This window comes from Halioglobus sp. Uisw_031 (assembly GCF_047729875.1).
Taxonomy (GTDB): Bacteria; Pseudomonadota; Gammaproteobacteria; order Pseudomonadales; family Halieaceae; genus Marimicrobium.
Map to the genome: position 1 here is coordinate 828897 of NZ_CP159826.1, position 26316 is coordinate 855212.

A 26316-nucleotide genomic window follows, 5' to 3' on the forward strand; every position below is an offset into this window, starting at 1 on the left:
ATCAGGCGTCGGCCCATTTTTTCTCGGAGGCTACACCCTGTGGCTTGCGCTCTAGGCCAAACTCCTCGTTGAGCATGCCTTTTTCCTCTGGTGAGCTTTTTGGAGCATAATCGAGAGGGGGTTGGATATGGGCCAGATGGGCCGGAATTTCGGTTTGATCGGGTTTGTCCTCAGTACGCTCTAAGGAGATTGGACCTTCACCTTGGCATAGTGTAGCGGCACCGGTAGCCAATTGGTTGTGGACCTCCCGGTAGCTGTCGGTCAGATTGTTGAGCAGCTTTGCCGTTTCCGTAAAGTGTTCGACTACCTCGTTCTCATAGGTTTTCTTGTCTTGCATCACCTGATCCAGTTTTCGCGACACATCCTGGTATTTTTTCGCCGTTCCTGATGTACGACGACCCACAAGCCAGCCTAGCCACAAACCCACTATGGCAATTACGGCGCCCATCGCCCACAGGATTTCCACGCTATATACAGGTGATTCCACAAAAAAGTCCTCATTCTCAAAAATTGACAAGCCAGTATACCCCGAATGTTTAATAGGCAGTAGTTTCTGTCTTAAACGGGAGGTGTCGTTGCCAAGTGCGGAGGCTCTGGTTACAGTGTGCCGCTTTTAAGCCATTCGGGATTAGGCAGCCCCAGACATGACGACACCTTGGCAACGCTATCAAACTGACCTGCAACGTGAGGATTTTTCCCATGACGCCGCACAAGAGCAGGCTGTGCTCTTATTGCAAGATCTATACGAGCGTTTGGTGGCAGCTCATCATGGGTATGGTAGTGATTTGAAAGTCTGGGTGCACAAACTTCGCCGGCGTGAAGTAGAGCCCCAGGTCGGTCTCTACTTTTGGGGAGGTGTGGGTCGGGGTAAGACCTACCTTATGGATACTTTTTTTGAGTGCTTGCCCTTCAGTCGTAAGTCGCGCGTACATTTCCACCGTTTTATGCAGCGGGTTCATAAGGAGTTGGCGACTCTTGAGGGAGAAAAGAACCCGTTGGAGCTTGTAGCAGATAAGCTTGCTAAAGAAGCCCGCATTCTTTGTTTTGACGAATTTTTTGTCACCGACATTGGGGACGCAATGATTCTTGGAGGGCTGATGAAGGCGCTGTTCACTCGTGGAGTGACCTTAGTGGCGACCTCCAATATTGAGCCCCAAAAGCTTTATGAGAACGGTTTGCAGCGCCAGCGTTTTCTACCTGTGATAAACCTGATAGAGAAATATACGCACGTTCTCAATGTCGATGCGGGCGTGGATTACCGCTTGCGTACGTTACAGCAGGCAACGTTGTACCACTTTCCGTTGAATGAAGAGGCCGACAGGAGCTTGGAGGACAGTTTTTCACGTCTCGCGGGGGAACCGGGCAAGCACTGGGAGCGTCTTGTGATTAACAATCGTTACCTGACGTGCCGCTGCGTGGCAAATGGTGTGGCCTGGTTTGATTTCGCTGAGCTGTGTGATGGCCCGCGTTCCCAGAATGATTATATTGAACTCGCGCGTGTATTCCACTCCGTACTTATTTCTGGGGTGCCAGTATTTGACCCTGACAAAAACGATCAGGCGCGCCGATTCGTTAATTTGGTGGACGAGTTCTATGACCGCAACGTCAAGCTCGTGCTGACGGCGGCCAAACCACTGCTGGAACTCTATGCAGGCGGGAAGCTGGCGTTTGAATTTCAGCGAACCGTCTCTAGGCTGCTGGAGATGCAGTCTTACGAGTACCTCGCTCGCGAGCATCGACATTAGACTGTCTGACATAAGCCTGTGCAAGCCGGTGAACGGGCTTTTTGAGCAAGTCGGGCTGTTTTCGGGCTCCAATGCGGGGATGACTTGTCTCGGATTCGATCTGTGTCATGCTCCGTAGGTTGCTGGGTGATAAAATTTGTTGAATTCGTAGCTTGAAAATGCTCGTTCCATTGGGTAGTATTCGCGCTCTCGAAATTAGACTCCTCTAACAGGCAGTTATTGATGAAAACTTACAGTGCCAAAGCGGAAAATGTTGCACGAGACTGGTTCGTGGTGGACGCCGCAGACAAGACCCTAGGGCGCTTGGCAAGCGAAATTGCGCACCGTTTGCGCGGTAAGCACAAGGCCGAATACACGCCCCACGTGGATACTGGGGACTACATTGTGGTTGTCAACGCAGAAAAAGTACGGGTCACCGGCGCCAAAGCAACCGACAAGATGTATCATCACCACACAGGTTACCCTGGCGGCTTGAAATCAATTTCCTTTGAGAAATTGATAGCCAAGGCGCCTGAACGAATCATTCAGGGCGCAGTGAAAGGCATGTTGCCTCGTAATACTCTGGGTCGGGCCATGTTTAAAAAACTGAAAGTGTATGCCGGTAGTGAGCATCCCCATACAGCCCAGCAGCCCCAAGCTCTGAACATCTAACGGATAAATTCTATGTCAGCTACCCAATACTATGGAACGGGTCGTCGCAAGACGTCCACCGCTCGTGTTTTTCTAAAAAGCGGCGCCGGCACCATTGTCGTTAATAAGCGTCCTCTGGACGAGTATTTTGGACGTGAAGTGGCGCGTATGATTGTGCGACAGCCACTGGAGCTCGTTGATTTAACGGGAAAATTTGATATTAATGTGACCGTGGCCGGCGGTGGAAGTTTTGGCCAGGCTGGCGCGATTCGCCACGGCATCACGCGTGCTCTGATGGAATATGACGAGTCCTTGCGGCCGAGTTTGCGGAGTGCCGGATATGTCACGCGGGATTCGCGTGAAGTGGAGCGTAAGAAAGTCGGTCTGCGCAAAGCGCGTAAGCGTCCTCAGTTTTCCAAACGTTAAGCGGATGGTTTGTATCCTCGGTGTTGGCGGGGATATGGATAAAACGAACAAGGCCCGGCTGCTGTGCATCCCGGGCGTTTTTTTGGGCTGGTCAAAGGCGTCAGGCCTGTCTCTTGAGTAAGCTCAACCTGTTGTAGAAAATGCCTTCAAATCAAGGTGTTTTCCTTGTAACAGCAGCGCAAAATCATTACCATCTGCATCTTTTTAGCACTGCGCTTTAGGCGATAACCTACTGGGCGTAAGTTGGCCTGTAATATTGGGAGAAAAGCATGACTAGCGATGGCGTGAACTCGGGAAGAAGGACATTCCTGACAGCTGCCACGAGCGCAGTTGCTGCCGTTGGGGCTGTTGGTATATTAACGCCATTTGTGGGGTCCTGGAACCCGTCAGCAAAGGCCAAGGCAGCAGGAGCACCGGTTAAGGCGGATGTTGGTCTGTTAGAGCCCGGCCAAATGGTTGTTGTTGAGTGGCGTGGACAGCCGGTCTATGTCGTCAACCGTACCGCCAGTCAACTTGAGGCGCTTGCGGGCCTTAACGGACAATTGAGAGACCCCGAGTCTGAAAACACAGCCCAGCAGCCGCCCTACATCACTGGCATTGAGCGGTCTAGTATCCCGAACCTATTGGTGGTCGTTGGTCTTTGCACGCACCTTGGTTGTGCGCCCAAGTATGTTCCGGAAGTGGGTGCGGCAGATATGGGTGGGGCAGAGTGGGTAGGCGGATTCTTTTGTCCTTGTCATGGTTCCAAGTTTGATTTATCTGGTCGCGTCTATGCTGGTGTTCCAGCTCCCGCTAACTTGTTAGTGCCCCCTTATTCTTTTGAGGGCGACAATGTCTTGGTGGTCGGCGTGAATCCGGAGAATGTGTGATGAGTAATATGCTGATTGGATTACGAGACTGGGTTGACGCGCGTCTGCCTATTATGAAGGCGTGGAACACGCATATGGCGCAGTATTATGCGCCGAAAAACTTCAATTTCTGGTATTTCTTCGGGGTGCTGTCCCTGTTGGTGCTGGTCAACCAGTTGCTTACTGGGATCTGGCTTACTATGAGTTACACCCCCTCCCAAGAGGGTGCCTTCGCTTCCGTTGAATACATCATGCGAGACGTCGACTACGGTTGGATACTGCGCTATATGCACTCCACGGGTGCGTCGGCGTTCTTCGTGGTGGTGTATTTGCATATGTTTCGAGCCATGCTATATGGCTCTTACAAAAAACCTCGAGAGCTGATCTGGATTTTCGGCATGCTGATCTTCGTCGTCCTGATGGCCGAGGCCTTCGTTGGCTATGTGTTGCCATGGGGCCAGATGTCCTACTGGGGTGCACAGGTCATTATCTCTCTATTCGGCGCCATTCCCTACTTTGGCGAGGATATTGTGACATGGATCCGCGGCGACTATTTGCTCTCCGGCATCACGCTGAACCGTTTTTTCGCGCTGCATGTGGTGGCTTTGCCTATTATTTTGCTGGCGTTGGTTGTGTTACACCTACTGGCACTGCACGAAGTTGGCTCAAACAACCCCGATGGCGTCGATATCAAGAAGCACAAAGATAAAGATGGCATACCGCTGGACGGCGTAGCATTCCATCCCTATTACACGGTACACGACCTGCAGGCGATCGGCGTATTTCTGTTTATATTTTGTGGGATCATGTTCTTTATGCCGGAAATGGGTGGCTTCTTTCTGGAGTATCCTAATTTTGAACAGGCGAATAACCTGAAGACGCCTGAGCACATCGCACCCACCTGGTATTTCACGCCCTTCTATTCTGTGCTGCGTGCGGTTCCGGACAAGCTCTGGGGCTTCATTGCGTTTGCTGCCGCGGTCGCCATACCGTTTATGTTGCCCTGGCTGGATCGCAGCCCGGTTAGGTCTTGGCGCTATCGCGGTAATATCAACAAGGTAATGCTGGTGGCTTTCGTGTCCTCATTCCTGATTCTGGGTGTGTTGGGTGCCTGGGCACCTACCGAGGCCCGGACGACACTGGCTCGAATTTGCACTGTCATCTACTTCAGCTTTTTCCTACTGATGCCAATATGGTCGTCCATTGACAAAACCAAGCCGGTGCCAGAACGCATCACTATGGATGGTGGTATTGGTTTCTGGGGCAGCATCGGTGGTTTACTACTGATTTTGGTATTGACGATTTTGCCTCTGCAAGCAGTGGCATCATCATCATCATATGACTGTGGGACTATTGAGTGCGACGAATTTGTAGCTGATCCCCGCGACAAGGTCTCGTTGCAGCGCGGTGTTAAAACCTATATGAATTACTGCATGGGTTGCCACTCTCTGCAGTACCAGCGCTATAACCGGGTAGCTGAGGATCTTGGTATCCCGGAAGACCTGTTTCATGTCAATTTGATGTTTGATCCGGCCGTTAAGATGGGCGCTTTGATGGAAAACGCCATGGATAAGGACGAAGCCAAAAAATGGTTTGGGGCTGCGCCGCCTGACCTAACACTGGTCTCCCGAGCGCGCCAACCGCAGTGGCTGTATACCTATTTGCGCACTTTTTATCAGGACAGTAGCCGCCCGTACGGCGTTAACAACAAGGTATTCAAGGATGTAGGTATGCCTCATGTGCTGCTGGAATTGCAAGGTATGCAGGAGTGCGCCCCCGGGCCGGTTACGGGCGATAATGGTGGTGTAAAACGTGATCCTCTGACCGGCGAAGATATACTGGAGGATCCTTGTGGCCAGCTTGTCATTCCAGTGGCTGGAGAGATGACTTCCCAAGAGTTCGATGAGACGGTGTATGATCTGGTAAACTTTCTCGCCTATTCGGCTGAGCCGATGGTCACTGACCGTCACCGAATAGGCATGTTTACATTGCTTTTCATTGCCTTGTTTACGGTTTTTGCATGGTTACTCAATAGAGAGTACTGGAAAGACGTACACTGATCGCGCGCAATTGATGGTGGTGACGTTGAGACTGACTCAGCGCCGCTTCGTGTTCTATACGAAAAACTGAGGAATCCCTAATGGGTGTTGTGGCAAAGCGGTCTTCGATGACATTTTTTTCTGATAGCTCCAGTCACTATAGCCATAGGGTGCGTATTGTCCTAGCTGAGAAGGGTGTCACAGTCGACTTGGTCGAATCCGATGCAGCGCATCCTCCCGCCGAGCTGGCTGACCTCAATCCATACAATAGTTTGCCGACGCTGGTGGATCGTGATCTTGTGCTATACGAGTCTAAGGTTATGATGGAATATCTGGATGAGCGTTTTCCGCATCCACCGCTATTGCCTGTATATCCGGTGGCCCGCGCAGAAAGCCGACTCTTTATTCACCGCATTGAGAAGGATTGGAGCGCACTGGTTGATACCATTCAGCACACACGCAGTGACAATGTTATCAAGAAATCGATCAAGGAGTTGCGTGAAAGTATTGTGGGTGTTGCTCCCATTTTTGCTGAAAAGCCATTTTTTATGAGCGATGAATTCACTCTGGTGGACTGCTGCATTGCGCCTATTCTGTGGCGTCTTCCTTTTTTGGGTGTGGAAATTCGGCCGAGTAAGCAGACAAAGCCTCTGCAAACCTATATGGACAACCTATTTAACCGGGAGTCCTTCCAGGAGAGTCTGACCGAGCAAGAACGAGAAATGCGGCTGTAAGGCAGCCTTTCCTAACGACATAGTGGCAGAGTTGATGATGAATTCTAGTCGTCCTTACATCATGCGTGCACTCTATGAGTGGATTGTAGAAAATGATTTAACGCCCTATGTGCTGGTAGAGGCATCGATGTCCGGCGTTGTCGTTCCTCAACAATTTGTTAAGGACAACCAGATTGTCCTTAATATCTCCCCCGACGCCGTAGTTGATTTAAACATATCCAATGAGGCCGTTGTGTTTAATGGTCGGTTCGGTGGGGTCGCGACCGATATCTTTGTGCCTATTTCTGCCGTTGTCGGTATCTACGCTAGAGAAAACGGCCAGGGTATGGTGTTTGACCCCGAAGAGACGGTTAGATCGCCGGACGATACACCGCCGGAGCCGGCGGAGAAGCGGCCTTCTCTCAAAATCGTCAAATAGAGCCGGTTTTAGGCGTCACCCCGCACGCCGCTAGCGCAGTAACACTAATCTATTATCTCAAACAGTGGCACTACCCGGCTGACCCCGGAAACGTCCGCCGCCTGTTCTGAAACACGCTTTGCTTCTTTTTGTGTTACAAGACCCATCAGATAGACCACACTATTTTCAGTCACCACCTTGACCTGTGAACTCTCAATGTCGTCACTGGTCAGCAGCACAGATTTTATCATGGAGGTGATCCATGAGTCCTTGCCGCGGGTCAGGCCGGAGCTGGGTGGCCCGATTTCAAGCTCGTTGTATATCCTGCGCACACCCTGAATTTTTCGCACCACCGCAGTCGCCCTCGATTTTAGCGCTTTGTCACCGACTTGCCCGGCCAGAAGGAGATAGCCGTTATAACTGACCAGTACGAGGTGCGCGCTGTCGTAGGCATCATTCGAGGCATGAATGTTTACCTCAGCCTTGGTTTCGATATTGTCGTCTTCAATGATTCGTCCGAGCGTGCGCTGGTTAGGCGGGTCGTCTATCGAGCCTGTATTCATACTTGAGAGGAGACTCCCGCAGCCCGATAGGATGAGTACGAAACAGGCCAGCAGTGGCGCAAAAATGATTCTCATGTTCTAGTCTCGGTTATGGGTGCCAAAAAGGGTGTGATCTATGAGTTCGCAAAAATGGTGAATCACCATGGTGTGTATCTCTACAATACGCGCTGGTTGCGTGGCATCCACGCGCAGCTCCACGTCTTCTGGGCGCATAAGACTGCCGATCTCCCTGTCCCCCGTATTCGACATCATAACGATCCCCATGTTCCGTTCCTGGGCTGCCTGTAACGCCCGTAACAGGTTGTCTGTGCCTGTTGAGCTGTTTATGCAGAGCAAAACATCCCCCGCTTGGCCCAGAGCACGCAGCTGGCGTGAAAAAATTTCACTGATACCAATGGATTGGGCGATGGCGGTGACACTGGCGCTGTCCGCACCGAGCGTGAGCGCAGGCAGGGCAGGTCTGTCGTCGTCAAAGCGATTGAGCAAATTGCACGTAAACAGCTGGGCTAGTGCAGCATCCACACCGTTGCCACATACGATGATTTTGCGATCTGCCAGCAGGGCCTCTGCCATGAGCTGGCCGCCACGCTCTATGACCTCCGCCAGAGGGTCCACGGACATGACGATAGTATCGATGGTGCGCTGGAAATTATCGGCAATGATTCGGTAGTAGTCCATGCAGGTCCTTCCAGAAAACGAATGTCAGGCAGTGAATGCGCCGCGAATCCAGCGAATACGCGTGTTGGTTCCTGATTGTGGGGGTTCGAAGGCAATCACGTCAAATCGACAGGGCATATTGATCAAATTTGGCCTATGTTGCAAAAAAAGTTGTGCCGTCTGCACAATACGCTGTTGCTTGCGGGCATTTACAGAACCTGCGGCACTGTCAAATCGGTGGTTACTGCGCGCTCTGACTTCTATAAAGACCAGCTGAGCTCCCTCTCTAACGATGAGGTCGATCTCGCCGGTTTTTCCTCTGAAGTTACGTTCCAGAAGTAGGAGTCCCGCCTCCGTTATGAGGGACAGTGCCTGCTCTTCGTAATAGTCTCCCAGTGACTTCATGAGCGCATTGCGATGTTATGGTCGATTGCATTGGGGGAGACTAGTTTATCTACTGGGCCTTCAGTACGCCCGCATCAAATGTGGCCGGAGACAGTTGCCGCTTGATGCTCAGGGTCGGGTCCATGCTCAGCAGGCCGGTATTCCCGCGCATCAGGGCATCGGCACCGCTCTGCAGACGCAGAAAATTGGATTGAACAAGATACGCATCTGCTCCAAGGGCATTGAGGCGCGTATAGTTGCCGCTCTTGACGCCGCCGGTGGCAAGTGCCGCCAGCAGGTCTGGATTAGCGCCCAATAACCAGGGTGTCTCAACGAGTTGGATGCCATTTAAATCCTGATTACGCTCGTCTGGAATGCCGTTGTAAATATTGGAGATAGCGTAAACAGGGAGATCGCCCGCATAGTGAAATGCCAGTAGCGGCTTGATCGAGCGGGCCTCCGCGCCATTATGACTAAGGAGGAAGATGGCATCAGCGTCTTGTCTGCGGCGGGGTGTAAATTCGATGTTGATGCCTATTGTTGCTCGAAGGTCGCTTGCCCGTTGCTCGCTGACATCCAGCGAAAGTGCCGATGTGACGCTGCTGGAGTAATCGTCGTAGGTGCTATAGGTCGTATTGCTGGCGATTGTACCTCCAAGGGAAGCCCAGCGCTCACGCAGTGCAGTCTCCACCTTGTTTCCCCAATCCCCTGCTGGCGTAATGATTATCGCTCGGCGAGCCCCTCTGCCAAAAGCGAGCTCAGCAACACTGATGGCCTCGTCTTCCGGTGCCAGCGACAGTTGTACCAGAGCACTGCCCTGCGCAGGCAATATTGGGTGAATACGATTGAGGGCCAGTATGGGTATAGGTCGCTCCGGGCGCGTTGCTAGGTCAGCCAGAGCTTCTTTACTTAAGGGACCAACGACGATGCTGGCTCCTTCGCGCAGCGCCTCGCCATAGGCATTGCTGGCAGAGGGAAATTCCCCCACGTCAATGACAAGAATTTCATTTGTGGCCTGCCCTGCTGAGCTGTCGGCGTAATGGGCAGCCAGAAAGCCATCCAATACCGCTTTGCCAGCTTGCGCCAGTTGCCCACTGAGCGGCAGTATGAGTGCCACTTTGCCGCTCTGGCTCGAAGATGCCAACAGGTAGTCGAGTCCACCGGGCAGCGGGTTAGCGGCAGGGTGACCTGGATTTTCCGTGCGCCACTGAACCAATTCACGCTGCATCTCGGAATCGGTCTGACGGTTGATCAGTGCAAGTGCAAGCCACCCGCGCCATTGGGGATCGGCGGCGTTAGGGAAGGCTGTCAGCAGTTGCTGCTTATTCGTTCTTTCCAGATTTTGCCATACGCTGCGTTTCCATGCGGCAGCGGTATCCGCTTGGGTTCCTCGCAGAATTTGATCGGCCAGTTGGGCACTCGCTAGCGAGTCGCCCTGCGTTTCCAGTATATAATGTTTGAAGCTGAGGATGCGGTAGTGCAATGCCGGATTTATGCCGGGATAATTCAGCTGCTCTAATTGCTCCAGTGCCTGTAACTGATCGCCGCGAATATAGGCAATGCGTGCCTGCAGATAACCTACATAGGTGTCGTCATTCGATGACAGTCCGTCCACGGGCATTTCTTGCAATGCAACGCTGGCCTGCATCCAGTCAAATTCTGCAAGCGACTGCTCAGCGCTGTTTAGCACGGCACTGAACTGGCTGTGCGGCAGTGCCAGAGAAATTTCCGATTGCTGTATGGGCTGTTGCTTCTCGGGCGCAGAGGTCTTTGGCTGCGGCTCCTTTTTCTGCGGGTTACCACTGCAGCCCCACAGTAATAACGTCAGTAGAAGAAGTGTTAGCACGCTTACCTGGCTGCGCTGACTGGAATGTCTCTCTGTCATGTTATGCTTCACCCACAAGTTAATCGATCCTGTTTGTTCGGGATTTACAATGTACGGACATTATAAGGGGAATTTGTGGATTCCGGGCTCTATGTTGTGGCAACGCCCATAGGTAACTTCGGTGATATGTCACAGCGCGCGGTCGAGGTTCTGAAAAATGCAGACCTTATTGCGGTGGAAGACACCCGACACAGTCAGCGTCTACTGCAGTTTTTCTCGATTGACACACCCGTTATGGCCTACCATGACCATAGCGATGAGCGTGCACTGCATCGCATTGGCAGCTGTTTGTCTGATGGGGGTAGCGTAGCGCTGGTGTCTGATGCCGGTACGCCTCTGATCTCTGACCCTGGTTATCGTCTGGTGCGCCATGTGCAGGACAGGGGCTTTGCGGTGCGCCCGGTCCCCGGTGCCTGCGCCGCGATCGCCGCATTAAGCGTATCAGGTGTGCCGACTGATCGATTTCTGTTCGAGGGCTTTCTTCCTGCTCGGGACGGGGCGAGGTTAAATCGCCTGAATGCGCTGGCGTCTGAGCCAGTAACGCTCATTTTTTATGAGGCACCCCACCGTATTGATGCCTCATTGCAGTCCATGATTAAGGCATTCGGTGAGACGAGAGAAGCGGTGTTGGCACGTGAAATCACTAAGCTCTTTGAGACAATCAAGCGAGGCTCATTGGCAGAGCTTTCGCAATTTGTAAGCGATGACAGTAATCAGCAAAGGGGCGAAATCGTTGTGATCGTTGCTGGGAAGCCAAAGGGAGAGCAGGAGTTGGACGCTGATGTCTCGGCGCTGCTGCTCCGCTTATCGCAGGAATTGCCCGCTAAACGGGCCGCGGCGGTGGTGGCAGACTGCACCGGCTTGCGTAAGAAGCAGCTGTATGACTACCTGCTGGCGATGAAACAGGATCGTGGCGGATAGGGCGATAGAGAGAGTGGGTCATGCATTGCTTGCTCTGGACAGCGCCAGAGCGTAGTCTTGCCCGCGAGTCGGTTAGGCGATCGCTTCTCAATCGTGTTTACGCGTTTGGGGGGAGGAAAGTCCGGGCTCCATAGGGCAGAGTGCCAGGTAACGCCTGGGGGGCGAGAGCCTACGGAAAGTGCAACAGAAAGGATACCGCCTGGTTCGCCAGGTAAGGGTGAAAAGGTGCGGTAAGAGCGCACCGCGCGGCTGGCAACAGGCGTGGCGATGGTAAACCCCACTCGGAGCAAGACCAAATAGGAATCCGTTAGCTGTGGCCCGCAGTGGATTCGGGTAGGTCGCTACAGGCAGGTGGTGACACCTGTCGCAGATGAATGATCGTCCACGACAGAACCCGGCTTACCGACCGACTCTTTTAATTCTTGAAAACGGCCTGTCCGGCGCGAGTCGGACGGGCGATTTCACTCCTCTCGCCTCAGGCGATCTTCAGGTTTCTGTGCGTAGTTGCCAGTATTCGGCGGTAACGGTCAGTCAATCGGCCTTTTTTTATAATTTTTTATTATAAAAATTTATTCTTTTATAAAAAAAAAGACTTTAACTTAATGTAAATCATTAGGAAGTTAATTTATCGAGCTGTTTTAAACCGTTATTTTGTTCTTAAATCCCCCTTCGACTTGCCTCATAACACCTAAAAGTTGCTCTAATTACCTGAAATCACAACGTTTTTTCTAGATGCCTCGCTTGACAGTGTCTCGTTTACAGACCTATAGTGTTGATAAGTGGGAATAAGTGGAACTTTTTGGTTTTTTGTGGGTTTAAAAGCCAAAATTGAGTGGAGAGACTGCCGTGTTTCGCGGAGTACAACATATCAATATGGACGCAAAAGGACGTTTGGCGATGCCAGCGCGCCAGCGCGAGCCATTGCATTCGCAATCTGACGGGCAAGTTGTCATTACCATCGATACACAGGCCGCCTGCTTGGTGATCTATCCACTTCCTGAGTGGGAACGCATAGAAAAAGACATCCAGAACTTGCCTGCACTTAAGCCTGCGGTAAAACGCTTCCAGCGTTTGGTGTTGGGTTATGCCACTGACCTGGAACTGGATGGTAATGGACGCCTGCTACTGCCCCAACCCCTGCGAGATTATGCGCAACTGGACAAGAAATTGGTGCTGGTAGGGCAGGGCAACAAATTGGAATTATGGTCTGAGGCGTTGTGGTTCTCTCAACGCGATCAAGCGTTGCTGGATTCTGGCCCAGAGGCCGAATTGCCCGCCGAACTCATGTCGCTAACGCTTTAGGTGACGGCTATACATCAAACAGTTTTGTTGCATGAGGCTGTTGATGCTGTAGTGACTTTACCCGATGGTTTTTATGTGGATGGCACCTTTGGTCGTGGCGGACACAGCCGCTACCTGCTGCAAAGCCTCAATAGTAGTGGCCACGTGCTAGGGGTTGATAAGGATCGTGAGGCGCAGGCGGCGGCTCATGAGCTGGCAGAGAGTGAGCCTCGGTTTCAGTTTTTTCATGGCTCGTTCGCTGAACTTCCTCAGCAACTGCATGAGATGGGAGTCGACGCCGTCGACGGCATTTTGCTGGATCTTGGGGTTTCCAGCCCACAGTTAGATGACGGAGACAGGGGGTTCAGCTTTATGCGTGATGGTCCTCTGGATATGCGCATGGATACTAGTCGTGGAGAAACAGCTGCCCAGTGGCTGTCGCGGGCTGATCTGCAGGATATTGCCGCAGTATTGAAAGAGTATGGGGAAGAGCGTTTCGCTCGTCGCATTGCCTCCGCAATAGTGGCCGCAAGAGCCGTGTCCCCGATTGAGACCACAAGTCAGTTGGCGCGGTTGGTTAGCGAGGCTCATCCTCGGTGGGAAAAACACAAGCATCCCGCTACCCGTTCCTTTCAGGCAATTCGTATCAAGGTCAATCGCGAGCTCGAAGATCTGCAGGCGTTTTTATCTGTGGCGCTGGACATGTTGCGCGTCGGGGGTCGTCTGGTGGTGATCAGCTTTCACTCTCTGGAAGATCGCTTAGTAAAGCGCTATATGCGTGATATGGCCAGAGGGGATTCACTGCCTCGGGGTGTACCGGTGACCGATAGTCAACTCAATCGTCGTATGCGTCTGGTGGGCCGGTCGGTCAAGGCCAGTGCCGAAGAGGTGGCAAGTAATGTGCGTGCGCGCAGTGCGGTGATGCGTATCGCGGAAAAAATCAATTGAACCAAGATTTGAATAATAAATAGTGTGGCAAAAGTTGGAATGATGAGTGCAGCGTCGATACAGAAAAACCAATCCGACAGCCGGGAGCTGCGTTACCTTAATGCTGCCGCGCTGCTACTGATTATGGTGTCCGCTTTTGCCACCATTTATTCGACGCACGCTTGTCGTGCCCTGTACGCGCAACTTCAGGTGCTGGAATCCGCGCAGTGGTTTTTGCAGGAGGATTATGGGCGCCTCATGCTGGAGCAGAGTATTTGGGCGTCCCATCGACGAGTCGAGAACGTTGCTCGTGAGGAGTTGGGTATGGGCGCGCCGGATCTTGCCGCTTACAAGGTGATAGCGCAATGAGGCAGCAGCAAAAACAGCCGCTATCGCTGTTGCGTTTTTATCTGGTAGTGGGAGTGCTGTGTGTCCTGCTGGCACTTCTGGTGTGGCGAATACTGTCTCTACAAATACTTGATTTGGAGCGCGGTTATACATTCCTGCAGAACCAGGGTGAAATGCGCTCGGTCCGCACGGCGGAAATTCCAGCTTACCGGGGAGTGATTTTGGATCGCCGCGGTGAACCGCTGGCCTTAAGTACTCCAGTAGTGTCGATCTATGCGAACCCTCAGTTACTTAAGAATTCCGATCGTCTGGGAGAGTTGGCAGAGGCATTGGGCATGGAGCTGACCCTGCTACAGGACAAGCTGGCTCGCTACGACAACAAGCAGTTTATGTATCTCTTGCGCCATCAGGTGCCAGACCATGCTCGAGAGATTCTGGATAAACGAATAAAAGGCGTTTTCGGTGAGCGCGAATACCGTCGCTTCTATCCTGCAGGTGAGGTTGCGGCGCAGCTGGTGGGGTTCACCAACGTTGATGGTCAGGGTATTGCGGGTCTGGAGCTGACGTATAACGAGTGGTTAAAGGGCACGCCGGGCAAGAAAAAATATATCAAGGATCTGCACGGTGAAGTGGTGCGCGATATCGGTGTGCTGGAGCCAGCAAGGCCGGGCAAGGACCTCGTGCTGAGTATCGATCTGCGTCTGCAGTATCTGCAGCACCGCGAGCTACAGCGTGCGGTCTCCGCGTTGGGTGCGGCTTCCGGCACGGTTGTGACACTGGATAGTCATACCGGTGAGGTGCTGGCGATGGTGAATTATCCGGTCTACAACCCGAATGGATCTAAGTCGGGCAGCCCGGGCAGCAGGCGCAATCGGGCTATGACCGATGTTTATGAGCCCGGCTCCACGATGAAATCTCTTACCATGGTGGCTGCGCTCGAAAGTGGTCGATATACGCCCGACACAATGATTGACACATCGCCAGGACGCATTCGGGTGGGGCCTAAGGTATACCCTGATCCGCGCAATTACGGTTTGATTAGCATGACGCGGGTGTTACAAAAATCGAGTCAGGTAGGTGTTACCAAAATAGCACTGGACCTCGGCCATGAGCCTATTTGGGATGTATTTAACCGGTTTGGCATTGGTCAGTCTCCGGGTACCGGTTTTCCGGGAGAAAGTGCCGGGAAGCTGCCAAATCGCCCGCGGTGGTATGCAACGGAGAAGGTCTCTTTGGCTTTTGGCTATGGGATTTCTGCCACGCCGCTGCAGCTCGCCAGTGCCTACTCGGTATTTGCCAATGAGGGTAAGCAGCTACCGATATCACTGTTGGCATTGGAAGGCGAAACACCTGAGGGCAAGCAGATCATTTCTCGGGAAACGGCGGCGCAGCTTCTCGGTATGCTGCATGCGGTGACGGGTGAACAAGGGACTGCACGTAAAGCGCGTGTGTCGGGTTATCAAGTGGGTGGAAAAACGGGCACCGTGCACAAGGTTGGGCCTGGAGGCTACGAGAAGCATAAGTACGTGGCACTGTTTGCTGGGATCGCTCCCATTGATAACCCGCGTATTGTGACTGTCGTCGTGATAAACGATCCAAAGGGTAAGCTCTATGGTGGTGGCGCGGTAGCGGCCCCCGTTTTTTCCCAAATAACCAGTGGCACCTTACGTATTCTAGGCGTGCCACCGTCTGAAATTGGCACCCTCAGTGAAGCGGGTAAATCCGCTCCGGGGGGCGCTACCTGATGCTGGCATCCCATGCTCTAGAGGCACGGCCTATGTCACTGCCCCAACTGCTTGGCAGGGAGGGCGAAGCGTTTGCGGATACCATGATAAAGGGTATGCAGCTAGACAGCCGCAGAGTGCGACCAGGGGACTTATTCCTAGCGCTGCCGGGAGAGCAGCATGATGGCCGTCAGTTTATCGAGCAGGCAGTGGCTAATGGTGCCGCAGCCGTGGTAGCAGAGGCGCCTGTAGCAGGCTTTTTGGAGACGATCGCGGTGCCGTTGATCGAACTCCCTGAGCTGCGTTTTGAAGCGGGTTTGCTGGCAGCTCGGTTTTACGGCAATCCCAGTCACTCGATGCATGTGCTAGGGATCACAGGAACCAATGGCAAGACAACGACCAGCCGTATTGTCGCGCAACTCACTCGCACTCTGGGCAAGCCCTGCGGTGTAATCGGTACTCTAGGTGCCACGCTGGAAGATGGCGTAACGATGGCCAGTAATACCACGCCTGATGCGTTATCGGTCCAGCGACAGCTGGCAGAGTGGTTCCAGCAGGATGTACTTGCAGTCAGTATGGAAGTCTCCTCCCATGCATTGGAGCAGGGTAGAGTTAACGGCGTCGCGTTCGAAACCGCGATCTATACCAATCTGTCCCACGATCACCTCGACTACCACGGCAGTATGGCGGCTTATGGTCGCGCCAAACAGCGGCTGTTTTCTGTTGAGGGGTTACGTCATGCCGTCATCAATATGGATGACCCATTTGGCACGTCGATAAAAGCCGCTGTGGCAGGGAATGTCCAAGTGCTGACCTATTCTGCTAGTGGTGCGCGCGCCGATGTGCGTGTTGAAAATGCTCAATTTCACCGCGATGGCGTGCGTGGTGAATTGCATACCCCTTGGGGCGACGCGACGTTCTTTAGCCCGCTTCCGGGCGACTTTAATTTGGCAAATCTTGCCGCCTCGGTCACTGCACTGGTGTTGGGGGGAGAAGATCTGCAGTCCGTATTGGGAGCGACGGCAAGTTTGCAGCCTGTTCCCGGTCGCATGCAGGTCATACCGAATACGTTGGATATACAAGTGATTGTCGATTACGCCCATACCCCGCACGCATTGGAGCAGGTGTTGAAGGCTTTGAGGCCTCATGTCGAGGGCTCTCTGGTGACGGTGTTTGGTTGCGGTGGGGATCGCGACAGGGAGAAGCGGCAGCAGATGGGTCGTATTGCCTGCGCATTGTCTGACTGTGTGGTGGTGACCAGTGACAATCCCAGAACTGAAGAACCACTGGGCATTATGCGCGATATCGAATCGGGGTGCAGTGGACACTATTTTTTACAGGCTGAGCGTGCAGACGCAATCTCGGTGGCAGTGGCACAAGCGCAAGCGGGTGACTGTGTGTTGATCGCAGGCAAGGGCCATGAGTGCTACCAGCTGGTGGATGGACAGCGTTTACATTTCAGTGACGAGGCGCACGCGCACGATGCTCTGGCGCGGAGGGCGGGATCATGATGCGCCCGCTGAGCCTGTCAGAGCTGCGACTACCATTGGAAGGCCAATTACACGGCGCTGACTGTGACATTCTGGGTGTGTCCACCGACAGCCGTACTTTGCACGATGGTGATTTATTCGTGGCACTGCGCGGCGAGCATTTTGATGGCCAGGAATATGTTGCGCAGGCGAACAGTGTGGGAGCAACTGCCGCGCTAGTGCGCCAAGTCGTTGCCAGTTCAATGCCGCAGCTACAGGTGGCCGATACCCAGCGAGCTTTGGGTTTATTGGGCGCTTATAACCGACAACAGTACAAGGGACCTCTGATTGGTATCACCGGTAGTAGTGGCAAAACCACGGTCAAGAATATGGTGCACTCCGTGCTTTCCCGGCGCGGTGAAACCTTGGCTACCGAAGGAAACTTCAATAACGAAATTGGTGTGCCACTGACATTGCTGCGTCTGCGGCCGGGGGTCGAGTTTGCAGTTGTAGAGATGGGTGCCGCCAAAGCGGGGGATATCGCTTGGTTATGCGAGTTGGCATGTCCGACGATTGCATTGTTGCTCAATGCGATGCCTGCTCATCTGGAAGGGTTCACCAGTGTTGAAGGTGTGGCAGCTGCCAAAGGAGAGATTTTTGATCGGTTGGTAAAAACCGATGTCGCCGTTATTAATGCAGACCAGTCCTGGGCCCGGCAATGGCGCAAACGCGCATCTGCGGCCACTGTAATGGATTTTGGCCTAGAGCAACCCGCATCCATCAGTGCGCGCAATATTCAAGGCATGGGTGTCAGGGGTGTGAGCTTTACCGCGTCCACTCCCGTAGGCGACATGTCAATACGCCTGAATCTACCGGGCGTACACAACGTCGCCAACGCCCTCGCGGCCGTGGCAGTGGGCTTGGCCTGTGAGCTTTCCTTGACGGATGTTCGCGATGGATTGGAATCGCTACAGCCATCAGATGGTCGGCTGCGATCAATGGTCTCGCCATTGGGAGCCTCAATAATCGACGACTGTTACAACGCTAATCCTGGCTCAGTGCGCGCGGCGATCGATATGCTGGCAGCGTGCTCTGGACGCCGCACGTTGTTACTGGGTGCGATGCGAGAGTTGGGGCGCGGCAGCAGCGAGCTGCACCGAGAAGTGGGTGAATATGCGCGGGCAGCAGGTATCGATCAGTTGTGGGGGGTCGGTCCGGAGCTTGAAATTTGTGTAGACGCCTTTGGCGCTGGTGGTCGATATTTTGAGGATCGCGCCGCTGCTCTGGTGGATATTGAGAGACAGTTTGGTGAGGGCGACACCGTTCTGATCAAAGGCTCGCGCAGCGCTGGTATGGAGCAGGTCTTGCATGCCTTGCTGCCGAATATAAAGGCACAGGAGCACTGAGTTATGTTATTGCTGCTGGCGAAATACCTCACCCAATACGAAAGCGCTTTTGGCGTGTTTCAGTATCTGACCCTGCGTGGAATTCTGGCCGCAGGTACAGCGCTTGCCATCTCTCTGGCGGCTGGGCCTCTGATGATTCGTCGTTTGCAGCGTTATCAAGTCGGGCAGTCTGTGCGCAGTGATGGGCCCCAAAGCCATCTCAGTAAGGCTGGCACGCCAACCATGGGCGGTGGATTACTCCTGTTGTCTATTGCCGTATCCACTCTATTGTGGGGCGACTTGAGTAACCGCTATCTCTGGCTGACACTGTTGGTGACATTGGCCTTCGGCGCAGTGGGTTGGATAGATGATTATCGTAAAGTGGTTGAGCGCGACGCTCGCGGACTGCCGGCGCGCTGGAAATATTTGTGGCAATCGTTGGCAGGGCTGGCTGCCGCGCTCTATCTCTATCTAGCCTTTGATTCGCCCGTCACTACAGAGCTGTATGTTCCCTTCTTCAAGGATTTCGTCTGGAGCATGGGGCCATTCTTTATTGTACTGAGCTATTTTGTGATCGTCGGGGCGAGCAACGCGGTGAACTTGACCGACGGACTGGATGGGCTGGCGATACTTCCGACTGTGCTCGTAGGGACTGCGCTGGGTATCATTGCCTATCTCACTGGTCGCATAGATTTCGCTGAATACCTGCACATTCCCTATGTCGCGGGCAGTGGTGAATTGGCGGTATTCTGCGGCAGTATCGCCGGTGCTGGACTGGGTTTTCTGTGGTTTAACACGTACCCGGCTCAGGTATTTATGGGCGATGTCGGTTCGCTGGCACTGGGTGCCGCATTGGGAACAGTGGCGGTCATTACTCGTCACGAAATCGTATTTTTTATTATGGGTGGAATTTTCGTACTGGAGACCGTGTCGGTGATTATCCAGGTCGCGTCTTTTAAATTGACGGGCAAGCGGGTTTTCCGTATGGCGCCCATTCACCATCACTATGAACTTCAAGGTTGGCCAGAGCCGCGCATCATCGTGCGTTTCTGGATTATAACAGTAATGCTGGTTCTGTTTGGACTGGCGACGCTAAAGTTGCGTTAGGTGAGAATAAAAGTGGCTTCAAAATTGGTAGAGAGTTGCGAAAAGCGGGTAGTGGTAGGCCTTGGCGCCACCGGTCTGTCCTGCGCGCGCTATCTCTATCAGCGAGGGCTACCGTTTACAGTAGTCGACACGCGTGCGCAGCCGCCGGGACTGGATGAACTGCGTTGTGAAATGCCGGACATCGAATTTTTTGCGGGTGATTACCCAGCGGAGATTGTCACCAGTGCCACTGAGTTGATTGTCAGTCCAGGCATTTCGATGGATGTTCCCATCGTTCTTCAGGCGCAGGCCGCGGGGGCTGATGTGGTCGGGGATATCGATCTGTTTATGCGCGAGGCGGCGGCTCCGGTCATTGGTATTACCGGCTCAAACGCCAAATCGACGGTGACGGAATTACTCGGTCAGATGGCGCGGGACGCCCAGTTGAACGTTGGTGTTGGGGGTAACCTAGGTACGCCAGCACTGGATTTGTTGTCGCCCGAGCGTGACCTGTATGTGCTGGAGCTGTCCAGTTTTCAGTTAGAACGTGCCGGTCGACTGGGTCTGGCGGTGGCTGCTGTGTTAAATGTCAGTGCTGACCACATGGACCGCCACCGCACCATGGCAGCCTATCAACAGGCCAAGCAGCGCATTTTTCGCGGTTGTAAAAAAGTGGTCATCAATCGCGATGAGCCTCTGACAATTCCTCTTCTGAGTACGGCTGTCGAGGTGGTTAGTTGGTCTATGCAAGAGCCTGAGCCGGGTGGTTTTGGTCTGCGCCACAAAGCAGGTGTGGAATACCTGTGTCTCGGTCTGGAAGTGCTACTTCCTGTGTCGGAGCTGAACCTTTTTGGCCGTCACAATATTGCCAATGCTCTAGCAGCACTCGCACTGGGTTACAGCGCAGGTCTGTCTCTGTTCAATATGCAAGCCTCCTTGCGGACCTTTAGAGGGCTGCCGCATCGCTGTGAGCTAATAGCCGAGATAGACGGCGTGCGCTTCGTTAACGATTCGAAAGGAACCAATATTGGTGCGACTGAAGCGGCTCTGTCTGGCGTGGGTGGAGAGCATGACATCCTGCTCATTGCCGGTGGCCAGGGTAAGGGTGCGGACTTTTCTCAGCTGCAGGAGGCAGTGTCGCGTCACTGTAAGTTGCTAATACTGATGGGTGAGGACGCTCCTTTGTTGCAGGAGGCACTGTCGTCCTGTGTCGCCGTGCTTCGCGTGTCTTCGCTGGACGAAGCCATCAACGTTGCAGCGATGAAGGCGGAGGCCGGGGATGTTGTGTTGCTATCACCCGCCTGTGCCAGCTTCGATATGTTTAGTGGCTATGTGCAGCGTGGCGAAGCGTTTTGTGCGCGGGTTAATGCGCTGGCCGGGGGACTGACGTGAGCAGGGCAGCCACTCACAGTACAGCGTTATCTGCGCCCGACATGACGTTAATCATGCTGACGCTGGCCTTGTTGTTGATAGGGCTTGTTGCAAGTACTTCCGCTTCGATCGAGTACGCCGAGTGGCATTTCCAGAATCCCTGGTTTCACAGCCGCCGGCATTTTATTTATCTGGTGATAGGTATTGGTGCGGCCGTCGCGAGCTACTGTGTCAAGCCGCAGTTTTGGTTTTCAACGGGGTGGTGGTGGTTACTCGGCGCGTTGGCGCTGCTGATATTGGTGTTGATCCCAGGTGTCGGGCGTGTGGTAAATGGCGCCCAGCGCTGGTTGCCCTTGGGTCCATTCACGCTGCAGCCCTCTGAGTTTGCCAAGCTCGCAGTGGTCGTTTATCTGGCCGGTTATATGGTGCGACGTGAGCATGAAGTGCGCAACCAGTGGCAGGGGTTTCTTAAGCCCATGGCGGTACTCGTCGCGACGACTTTGTTATTGATGCTCGAGCCAGATTTTGGTGCCACGGTCATTATCTCCGCCACTGCATTTGGGATGTTATTTCTAGCGGGAGTCAGGGTGGGGCACTTTATGGTGGTGGTGCTTTTAGCACTGGCGGCCTTGTCAGTACTGATCATCAGTGAGCCCTATCGGGTCAAGCGATTGACCGCCTATACCGACCCATGGGCAGACCCTTTCGGTACTGGCTTCCAACTCGTCCAGTCTCTGATCGCTTTCGGTCGTGGGGAGTGGTTCGGCGTCGGTCTCGGTAACAGTGTGCAGAAGTTGTTCTATTTACCTGAGGCACACACTGACTTTGTCTTTTCTATCTGGGCCGAGGAGACCGGGTTTATCGGGGCTATCGCGGTTATTGGATTATTCGTGGCTTTGATCGGTCGAATACTGTGGGTGGGGCGTAGGGCGTTTGTGAATGAAAATCCCTTCGGCGCTTACATATGCTACGGCGTTGCACTGATATTTTCTGGCCAGGCGTTTGTCAATATGGGCGCCAGTTCGGGGCTATTGCCTACCAAGGGTTTGACGTTACCTTTCGTCAGCTATGGAGGCACTAGCTTGGTAGTGTGCTGTGTCATGTTGGGTTTGGTAGTGCGCATTGATCGTGATGCACGGTTGGTTCCTCAGCGCAGGAGGTCCGTGTGATGGCTGCGGAGAAACCGTTGATTATGATGATGGCGGGCGGCACCGGTGGTCATGTGTATCCTGCACTCGCCGTTGCCGCGGAGTTACTGTCACGCGGATATCGAGTGGAGTGGATCGGCACCGCACGCGGTCTTGAGCATCGTGTGGTTCCCGCGGCAGGCATCACGTTGCACTGCCTGTCCGTGCGCGGCGTGCGGGGTAAGAGCGCGCTCGACAAAATCCTTGCATTGCTGTTCTTGATCATCGCTTTGCTACAGGCTCTGTGGTTAGTTTTACGCCGCGGGCCTCGTTGCGTGGTGGGTATGGGGGGTTACGTCTCAGGCCCAGCGGGAGTGGCTGCCTGGATGTTGCGCAAGCCATTGGTGATCCATGAGCAGAATGCCGTCGCCGGCACCACTAATCGACTGTTGGCTCCACTGGCGAGCTGTGTTTTTGCCGGCTTTCCAGGTGCTTTCGATCACAACATTCATTACACCGTGCTGGGTAATCCCGTTCGTCGAGAACTGCTGGAGGCAAGCGCCGATCGCCTCTATGACTATGCCGGACAAAGACCTTTGCGCCTGTTGGTGGTGGGTGGCAGTCTAGGTGCTCGCCCTATAAATGATGTCATACCGGGCGCCATAAAACGTCTGATCGAGGGTGGGAATACATCAATCGAAGTCTGGCACCAGACCGGTGAAGGGCATGACGACGTTGTGCGTCAAGCCTACGGAGCGTTGCTGGATCGCGGTATACGCGTAGCACCTTATATAGAGGATATGGCAGAGGCCTATTCCTGGGCGGACTTGGTACTGTGTCGTTGCGGTGCATTGACGATCACCGAGTTGTGCATTATGGGTCGTCCGGCGATTTTGGTGCCACTGCCACATGCAATCGATGATCACCAAACAGCAAATGCTCGTGTCTTGACAGACTGTGGCGGCGCCACGCAGCTATGCCAGCGCGATATGGATGAGCATTCAGTATTGAGCCTATTGCAGGATTTTCTGGGCAATCCACAGCGCTTATCTACGATGGCTGCAGCCGCCTTCGCAGCAGTAATCCCAGATGCTGCCGAGCATGTCAGCAACTGCTGTGAGGAGCTGATGTATGCCTGATAACACCAGCGTTTACAGCCTGCCAGAGATGCGCCGCATTCGTCGTATACATATGATCGGTGTCGGTGGCTCTGGCATGAGTGGTATCGCCGAGGTGCTGGTGAATCTGGGTTATGAGGTCGCAGGCTCTGATCTGCGCGCCAGCGCGGTTACTGAGCGGCTGGTCCGACAAGGCGTCGAAGTCTTTATCGGCCATACGGCTGACAATATTGTCGGTGCTGATGTGGTCGTCAGTTCCAGTGCAGTCGATGAGGAAAATCCAGAGGTCATTGCCGCCCGAGCCACGAGAATTCCGGTGGTGCCAAGGGCAGAGATGTTGGCAGAACTGATGCGATATCGACACGGTATTGCAGTGGCGGGTACGCATGGTAAGACGACAACGACCAGTCTGATTGCAGCCGTTTTCGCAGAGGCGGGTCTGGATCCCACTTTTGTCATTGGTGGTTTGGTCAATAGTGTTGGCAGTAATGCGCAACTCGGCGCCGGTCGAATTCTGATCGCTGAGGCCGATGAGAGTGATGCGTCTTTTCTGCACCTGCAGCCAGTGGTCACAGTGGTGACCAATATCGAAGCGGATCATATGGAAACTTACGGCGGCGACTTGGCTGTTCTGCGGCGTACATTCCTTGAGTTTCTACACAACTTGCCCTTCTACGGTGTTGCTGTGTTGTGTATCGATGACCTGATGGTGCGCGACATGTTGCCAGAAATATCGCGGCGGGTAATTACCTACGGTTTTTCGGAAGACGCGGATTATCGAATATATGATATGCATCGAAAGGGTCTTATGACGGACTTCCTCGTCCAAAGGCCCGGTGAAGCGATGCCGCTCCTGATCAACCTGAACATGCCCGGAACACACAACGTGCTGAACGCAACGGGAGCTGTTGTTGTCGCTTGCGACGAGGGCTTGTCTGACGCCGACATTCAGCAGGGGCTTGCAGGATTTACGGGTGTTGGTAGACGTTTTACCCATCTCGGTGAACTTGTATTTCCTGGTGGCACTGCCGAGCTGGTGGACGATTACGGCCATCATCCTACCGAAGTGAGAGCCACTCTGGAGTCTGTGCATCAGGCATGGCCGGGGCGCAGGGTAGTAATGGTTTATCAGCCACACCGCTATACCCGTACCCGCGATTTGTATGAGGACTTCGTTGCGGCATTGTCTGGCTGTGATGTGCTGGTGTTGCTGGATGTTTACTCCGCAGGGGAGGAGGCTATTTCTGGTGTGGACAGCCGCAGTCTGGCACGGAGCATTCGCCAGCGCGGTCAGGTGGAACCGATATTTGTAGAATCCATCCTCGAAGTCCCTGAGCTATTAAGGACCTTAGTCGTCGATGGCGATGTAGTCGTCACACAGGGCGCCGGCACTATCGCGCATCTGGCACAGGATCTGAGCGCCCTGGTCGTCAAGCAGGGGACCCTTATATGAAGCCTGATCAATTGCGCCAGAGCAAAATTGTCGTGTTACTAGGTGGTCAATCTGCGGAGCGGGATATTTCACTGCAGAGCGGCCAGACCGTAGTGAGCGCATTGCAGTCGCTAGGGTTTGATGTCCTGGCGGTGGATACGGCGCAGTCAGACTGGGCGCAAAAATTGCAAGGTGCGAGCCTTGCATTTATTGCCCTGCACGGGCCGGGCGGGGAAGACGGCAGCGTGCAAGGTGCACTGCAGACATTGGGCATTCCCTACACGGGCTCAGGTGTCTTGGGTTCAGCGCTGGCCATGGATAAAAAGCGCTGTAAACAGCTGTGGCAGGGTATTGGAGTGGCGACACCGGGGTTCACCACACTTACCTCTAGTACCGATTGGCAGGGGGTTATTGATCGCATTGGCAAAGTATTTGTCAAACCCGCGTGCGAGGGTTCCAGCCTTGGCATGAGCACTGCAGACACTGCAATTGCATTACAGCAGGCCTATGAACTGGCCAGCCAGTATTCAGGAGAGGTAATTGCAGAACAGTTTATCGATGGCCCGGAGTACACCGTAGCGATATTGGGTGACAGCGCCTTGCCGTCAATACGACTCGAGACCGCAAACGAATTTTATGATTACGAGGCCAAGTATCTTTCTGAGGAAACACTGTACCAGTGTCCCAGTGGACTTGATGCTCGTGAAGAGGCGGACATTGCAGCACTGTCGTTGCGCGCTTTTCGTTCATTGGATTGTGCCGTCTGGGGCCGCGTCGATTTAATGCGAGATGCCTCGGGGCGCTTCTTTGTATTGGAAGTGAATACGGTGCCCGGTATGACGTCCCATAGTCTAGTGCCAATGGCTGCAGCTGCGGCGGGCATAGATATCGCAGCTCTGGTGCTGCGTATTGCGGAATTAAGTCTTTCGGAGGCCCAGTAGTATGGTCTCAAAAATAAAAAATTCTGAGACAGGTCCGCAGAAGGAAACGGCTCGCTCTGGCGAAGCGCGAGCGCGCAGGCTGCCTAGCGCCAAGCGCAGGCCCGCTTCCGGTGCAACACGCAATACGGCTGTGGTCAAAGAGCGCTCGGGTCGTTCATTTTTTTGGCTCAATCGGCTGCTGATTGTGCTCGCCACAGCGATAGTGCTGACGGCAGCAACCAAGGGCTTTTTAATGGTACAGAGCTTGCCCGTGCAGCGTATCAGTGTAACCGGTGAGTTGGAGCATACGCAGGCTCAGGTGGTACAGGATATCGTGCAGCAAAGCCTGGCTGGCGGCTTTCTTAAGGCCGATCTGCAGCAGATACAGCGTCAACTGGAGAGTCTGCCGTGGATTTATGAGGCTACCGTGCGACGCAGGTGGCCGGCCGCGCTGGAGATACACATTCTGGAGGAGTTACCCATAGCGCGCTGGGGTCAGGACGGCTTTCTGAATCACGAAGGTGAAGTTTTTCACACGGATAAACGTGGTGACTGGAACTCATTGCCACTACTGAAGGGCCCTGAGGGTTCAGCCCAGTCACTGATGGCAAAGTACCAGCGGCTGGTCGAATTTCTAAGGCCTCTGGGTCTCCATGTGGATCAGCTTTTAGTGGATGAGCGCGGTCAACTGGATGCGGTTATGGCTGGAGGCATGCAGTTGACTTTGGGTGCTGAAGATTTTCTAGGCCGCATGCACCGCTTCGAAGAAGTGTATCGCAGTGAACTAATCGTGCGGCGAGCAGAAGTTGAAAAGGTTGATTTACGTTACAAAAACGGCGTCGCGGTCACTTTCAGCGAATCGTCTCAGGTGGCGGAATTATAACAATGCGTCGCGACAG

At 53.7% G+C, this 26316-nt stretch carries 26 protein-coding genes and 1 other RNA gene; 22 read left to right on the forward strand and 5 right to left on the reverse strand.

Going from position 1 to position 26316, the window contains the following annotated elements:
* Position 1: 1 nt before the first annotated feature.
* The gene (locus ABXT62_RS03890; protein ID WP_415357230.1) at positions 2 to 487 is read right to left on the reverse strand and encodes a YhcB family protein; all 486 of its coding nucleotides are present in this window, start codon (positions 485 to 487) and stop codon (positions 2 to 4) included.
* 157 nt (positions 488 to 644) lie between these two features.
* Between ABXT62_RS03890 and zapE the strand changes: the two genes are divergently transcribed.
* From zapE to ABXT62_RS03925, 7 genes are all read left to right on the forward strand, one after another.
* Positions 645 to 1745, forward strand: coding sequence for a cell division protein ZapE (gene zapE / locus ABXT62_RS03895; RefSeq protein ID WP_415357232.1), 1101 nt, complete (start codon positions 645 to 647; stop codon positions 1743 to 1745).
* 222 nt (positions 1746 to 1967) lie between these two features.
* A complete protein-coding gene (gene rplM, locus ABXT62_RS03900) occupies positions 1968 to 2396 on the forward strand; it encodes a 50S ribosomal protein L13 (protein ID WP_415357233.1) in 429 nt (142 codons plus the stop codon).
* 12 nt (positions 2397 to 2408) lie between these two features.
* Complete coding sequence (gene rpsI / locus ABXT62_RS03905) at positions 2409 to 2801, forward strand: 30S ribosomal protein S9 (protein WP_415357234.1); 393 nt, start codon at positions 2409 to 2411, stop codon at positions 2799 to 2801.
* 269 nt (positions 2802 to 3070) lie between these two features.
* Positions 3071 to 3670, forward strand: coding sequence for a ubiquinol-cytochrome c reductase iron-sulfur subunit (petA, locus tag ABXT62_RS03910; protein ID WP_415357235.1), 600 nt, complete (start codon positions 3071 to 3073; stop codon positions 3668 to 3670).
* Complete coding sequence (locus ABXT62_RS03915; RefSeq protein WP_415357236.1) at positions 3670 to 5709, forward strand: ubiquinol-cytochrome c reductase; 2040 nt, start codon at positions 3670 to 3672, stop codon at positions 5707 to 5709. Before petA ends, ABXT62_RS03915 begins: the two co-directional genes overlap by 1 nt.
* Positions 5710 to 5789: 80 nt before the next feature.
* Complete coding sequence (locus ABXT62_RS03920; protein ID WP_415357237.1) at positions 5790 to 6422, forward strand: glutathione S-transferase N-terminal domain-containing protein; 633 nt, start codon at positions 5790 to 5792, stop codon at positions 6420 to 6422.
* 37 nt (positions 6423 to 6459) lie between these two features.
* Entirely contained in the window at positions 6460 to 6840 is a 381-nt protein-coding gene (locus ABXT62_RS03925; RefSeq protein WP_415358261.1) for a ClpXP protease specificity-enhancing factor, read from the forward strand.
* Positions 6841 to 6884: 44 nt separating this feature from the next.
* Here the strand turns inward: ABXT62_RS03925 and ABXT62_RS03930 are convergent, their stop codons facing one another.
* Genes ABXT62_RS03930 through ABXT62_RS03945 form a run of 4 tightly spaced genes read right to left on the reverse strand, consistent with a single transcriptional unit; the run spans position 6885 to position 10308 of the window.
* Entirely contained in the window at positions 6885 to 7457 is a 573-nt protein-coding gene (locus ABXT62_RS03930; RefSeq protein ID WP_415357238.1) for a BON domain-containing protein, read from the reverse strand.
* A 3-nt stretch (positions 7458 to 7460) separates the two neighbouring features.
* Positions 7461 to 8060: an SIS domain-containing protein gene (locus tag ABXT62_RS03935; protein WP_415357239.1), complete on the reverse strand. Its 600-nt coding sequence runs from the start codon at positions 8058 to 8060 to the stop codon at positions 7461 to 7463.
* Between the two features lie 24 nt (positions 8061 to 8084).
* Positions 8085 to 8444 (reverse strand): YraN family protein, encoded by a 360-nt coding sequence (locus ABXT62_RS03940; protein ID WP_415357240.1) that lies wholly within the window; start codon positions 8442 to 8444, stop codon positions 8085 to 8087.
* A gap of 49 nt (positions 8445 to 8493) precedes the next feature.
* The gene (locus ABXT62_RS03945) at positions 8494 to 10308 is read right to left on the reverse strand and encodes a penicillin-binding protein activator (protein ID WP_415357241.1); all 1815 of its coding nucleotides are present in this window, start codon (positions 10306 to 10308) and stop codon (positions 8494 to 8496) included.
* Positions 10309 to 10383: 75 nt separating this feature from the next.
* Here ABXT62_RS03945 and rsmI point away from each other — a divergent pair, with 75 nt between their 5' ends.
* From rsmI to ABXT62_RS04020, 15 genes are all read left to right on the forward strand, one after another.
* Complete coding sequence (gene rsmI, locus ABXT62_RS03950; protein WP_415357242.1) at positions 10384 to 11229, forward strand: 16S rRNA (cytidine(1402)-2'-O)-methyltransferase; 846 nt, start codon at positions 10384 to 10386, stop codon at positions 11227 to 11229.
* 64 nt (positions 11230 to 11293) lie between these two features.
* An RNA gene (gene rnpB, locus ABXT62_RS03955) (RNase P RNA component class A) lies at positions 11294 to 11647 on the forward strand.
* Between the two features lie 428 nt (positions 11648 to 12075).
* Positions 12076 to 12531 carry a division/cell wall cluster transcriptional repressor MraZ gene (gene mraZ, locus ABXT62_RS03960; protein ID WP_415357243.1) on the forward strand — a complete coding sequence of 152 codons (456 nt, stop codon included), beginning with the start codon at positions 12076 to 12078 and terminating at the stop codon, positions 12529 to 12531.
* Entirely contained in the window at positions 12532 to 13458 is a 927-nt protein-coding gene (rsmH, locus tag ABXT62_RS03965; protein ID WP_415357244.1) for a 16S rRNA (cytosine(1402)-N(4))-methyltransferase RsmH, read from the forward strand.
* Between the two features lie 39 nt (positions 13459 to 13497).
* The gene (gene ftsL, locus ABXT62_RS03970; RefSeq protein WP_415357245.1) at positions 13498 to 13806 is read left to right on the forward strand and encodes a cell division protein FtsL; all 309 of its coding nucleotides are present in this window, start codon (positions 13498 to 13500) and stop codon (positions 13804 to 13806) included.
* Complete coding sequence (locus tag ABXT62_RS03975; RefSeq protein ID WP_415357246.1) at positions 13803 to 15530, forward strand: peptidoglycan D,D-transpeptidase FtsI family protein; 1728 nt, start codon at positions 13803 to 13805, stop codon at positions 15528 to 15530. The genes ftsL and ABXT62_RS03975 overlap by 4 nt, the downstream gene beginning before the upstream one ends.
* 32 nt (positions 15531 to 15562) lie before the next feature.
* The gene (locus ABXT62_RS03980; protein ID WP_415357247.1) at positions 15563 to 17020 is read left to right on the forward strand and encodes a UDP-N-acetylmuramoyl-L-alanyl-D-glutamate--2,6-diaminopimelate ligase; all 1458 of its coding nucleotides are present in this window, start codon (positions 15563 to 15565) and stop codon (positions 17018 to 17020) included.
* Entirely contained in the window at positions 17017 to 18384 is a 1368-nt protein-coding gene (locus tag ABXT62_RS03985) for a UDP-N-acetylmuramoyl-tripeptide--D-alanyl-D-alanine ligase (protein ID WP_415357248.1), read from the forward strand. Before ABXT62_RS03980 ends, ABXT62_RS03985 begins: the two co-directional genes overlap by 4 nt.
* Positions 18385 to 18387: 3 nt before the next feature.
* Positions 18388 to 19470, forward strand: coding sequence for a phospho-N-acetylmuramoyl-pentapeptide-transferase (mraY, locus tag ABXT62_RS03990; RefSeq protein WP_415357250.1), 1083 nt, complete (start codon positions 18388 to 18390; stop codon positions 19468 to 19470).
* 12 nt (positions 19471 to 19482) lie between these two features.
* Positions 19483 to 20841 carry a UDP-N-acetylmuramoyl-L-alanine--D-glutamate ligase gene (gene murD, locus ABXT62_RS03995; RefSeq protein ID WP_415357251.1) on the forward strand — a complete coding sequence of 453 codons (1359 nt, stop codon included), beginning with the start codon at positions 19483 to 19485 and terminating at the stop codon, positions 20839 to 20841.
* 41 nt (positions 20842 to 20882) lie between these two features.
* The gene (gene ftsW / locus ABXT62_RS04000) at positions 20883 to 21989 is read left to right on the forward strand and encodes a putative lipid II flippase FtsW (protein WP_415358160.1); all 1107 of its coding nucleotides are present in this window, start codon (positions 20883 to 20885) and stop codon (positions 21987 to 21989) included.
* Positions 21989 to 23086: an undecaprenyldiphospho-muramoylpentapeptide beta-N-acetylglucosaminyltransferase gene (murG, locus tag ABXT62_RS04005; RefSeq protein ID WP_415357252.1), complete on the forward strand. Its 1098-nt coding sequence runs from the start codon at positions 21989 to 21991 to the stop codon at positions 23084 to 23086. The genes ftsW and murG overlap by 1 nt, the downstream gene beginning before the upstream one ends.
* Positions 23079 to 24518: a UDP-N-acetylmuramate--L-alanine ligase gene (gene murC / locus ABXT62_RS04010; RefSeq protein ID WP_415357253.1), complete on the forward strand. Its 1440-nt coding sequence runs from the start codon at positions 23079 to 23081 to the stop codon at positions 24516 to 24518. The genes murG and murC overlap by 8 nt, the downstream gene beginning before the upstream one ends.
* On the forward strand, positions 24515 to 25438 hold the full coding sequence (locus ABXT62_RS04015) for a D-alanine--D-alanine ligase (protein ID WP_415357254.1): 924 nt from the start codon (positions 24515 to 24517) through the stop codon (positions 25436 to 25438). Before murC ends, ABXT62_RS04015 begins: the two co-directional genes overlap by 4 nt.
* A 1-nt stretch (position 25439) precedes the next feature.
* Positions 25440 to 26300 (forward strand): cell division protein FtsQ/DivIB, encoded by an 861-nt coding sequence (locus ABXT62_RS04020; RefSeq protein ID WP_415357255.1) that lies wholly within the window; start codon positions 25440 to 25442, stop codon positions 26298 to 26300.
* Positions 26301 to 26316 lie beyond the last annotated feature (16 nt).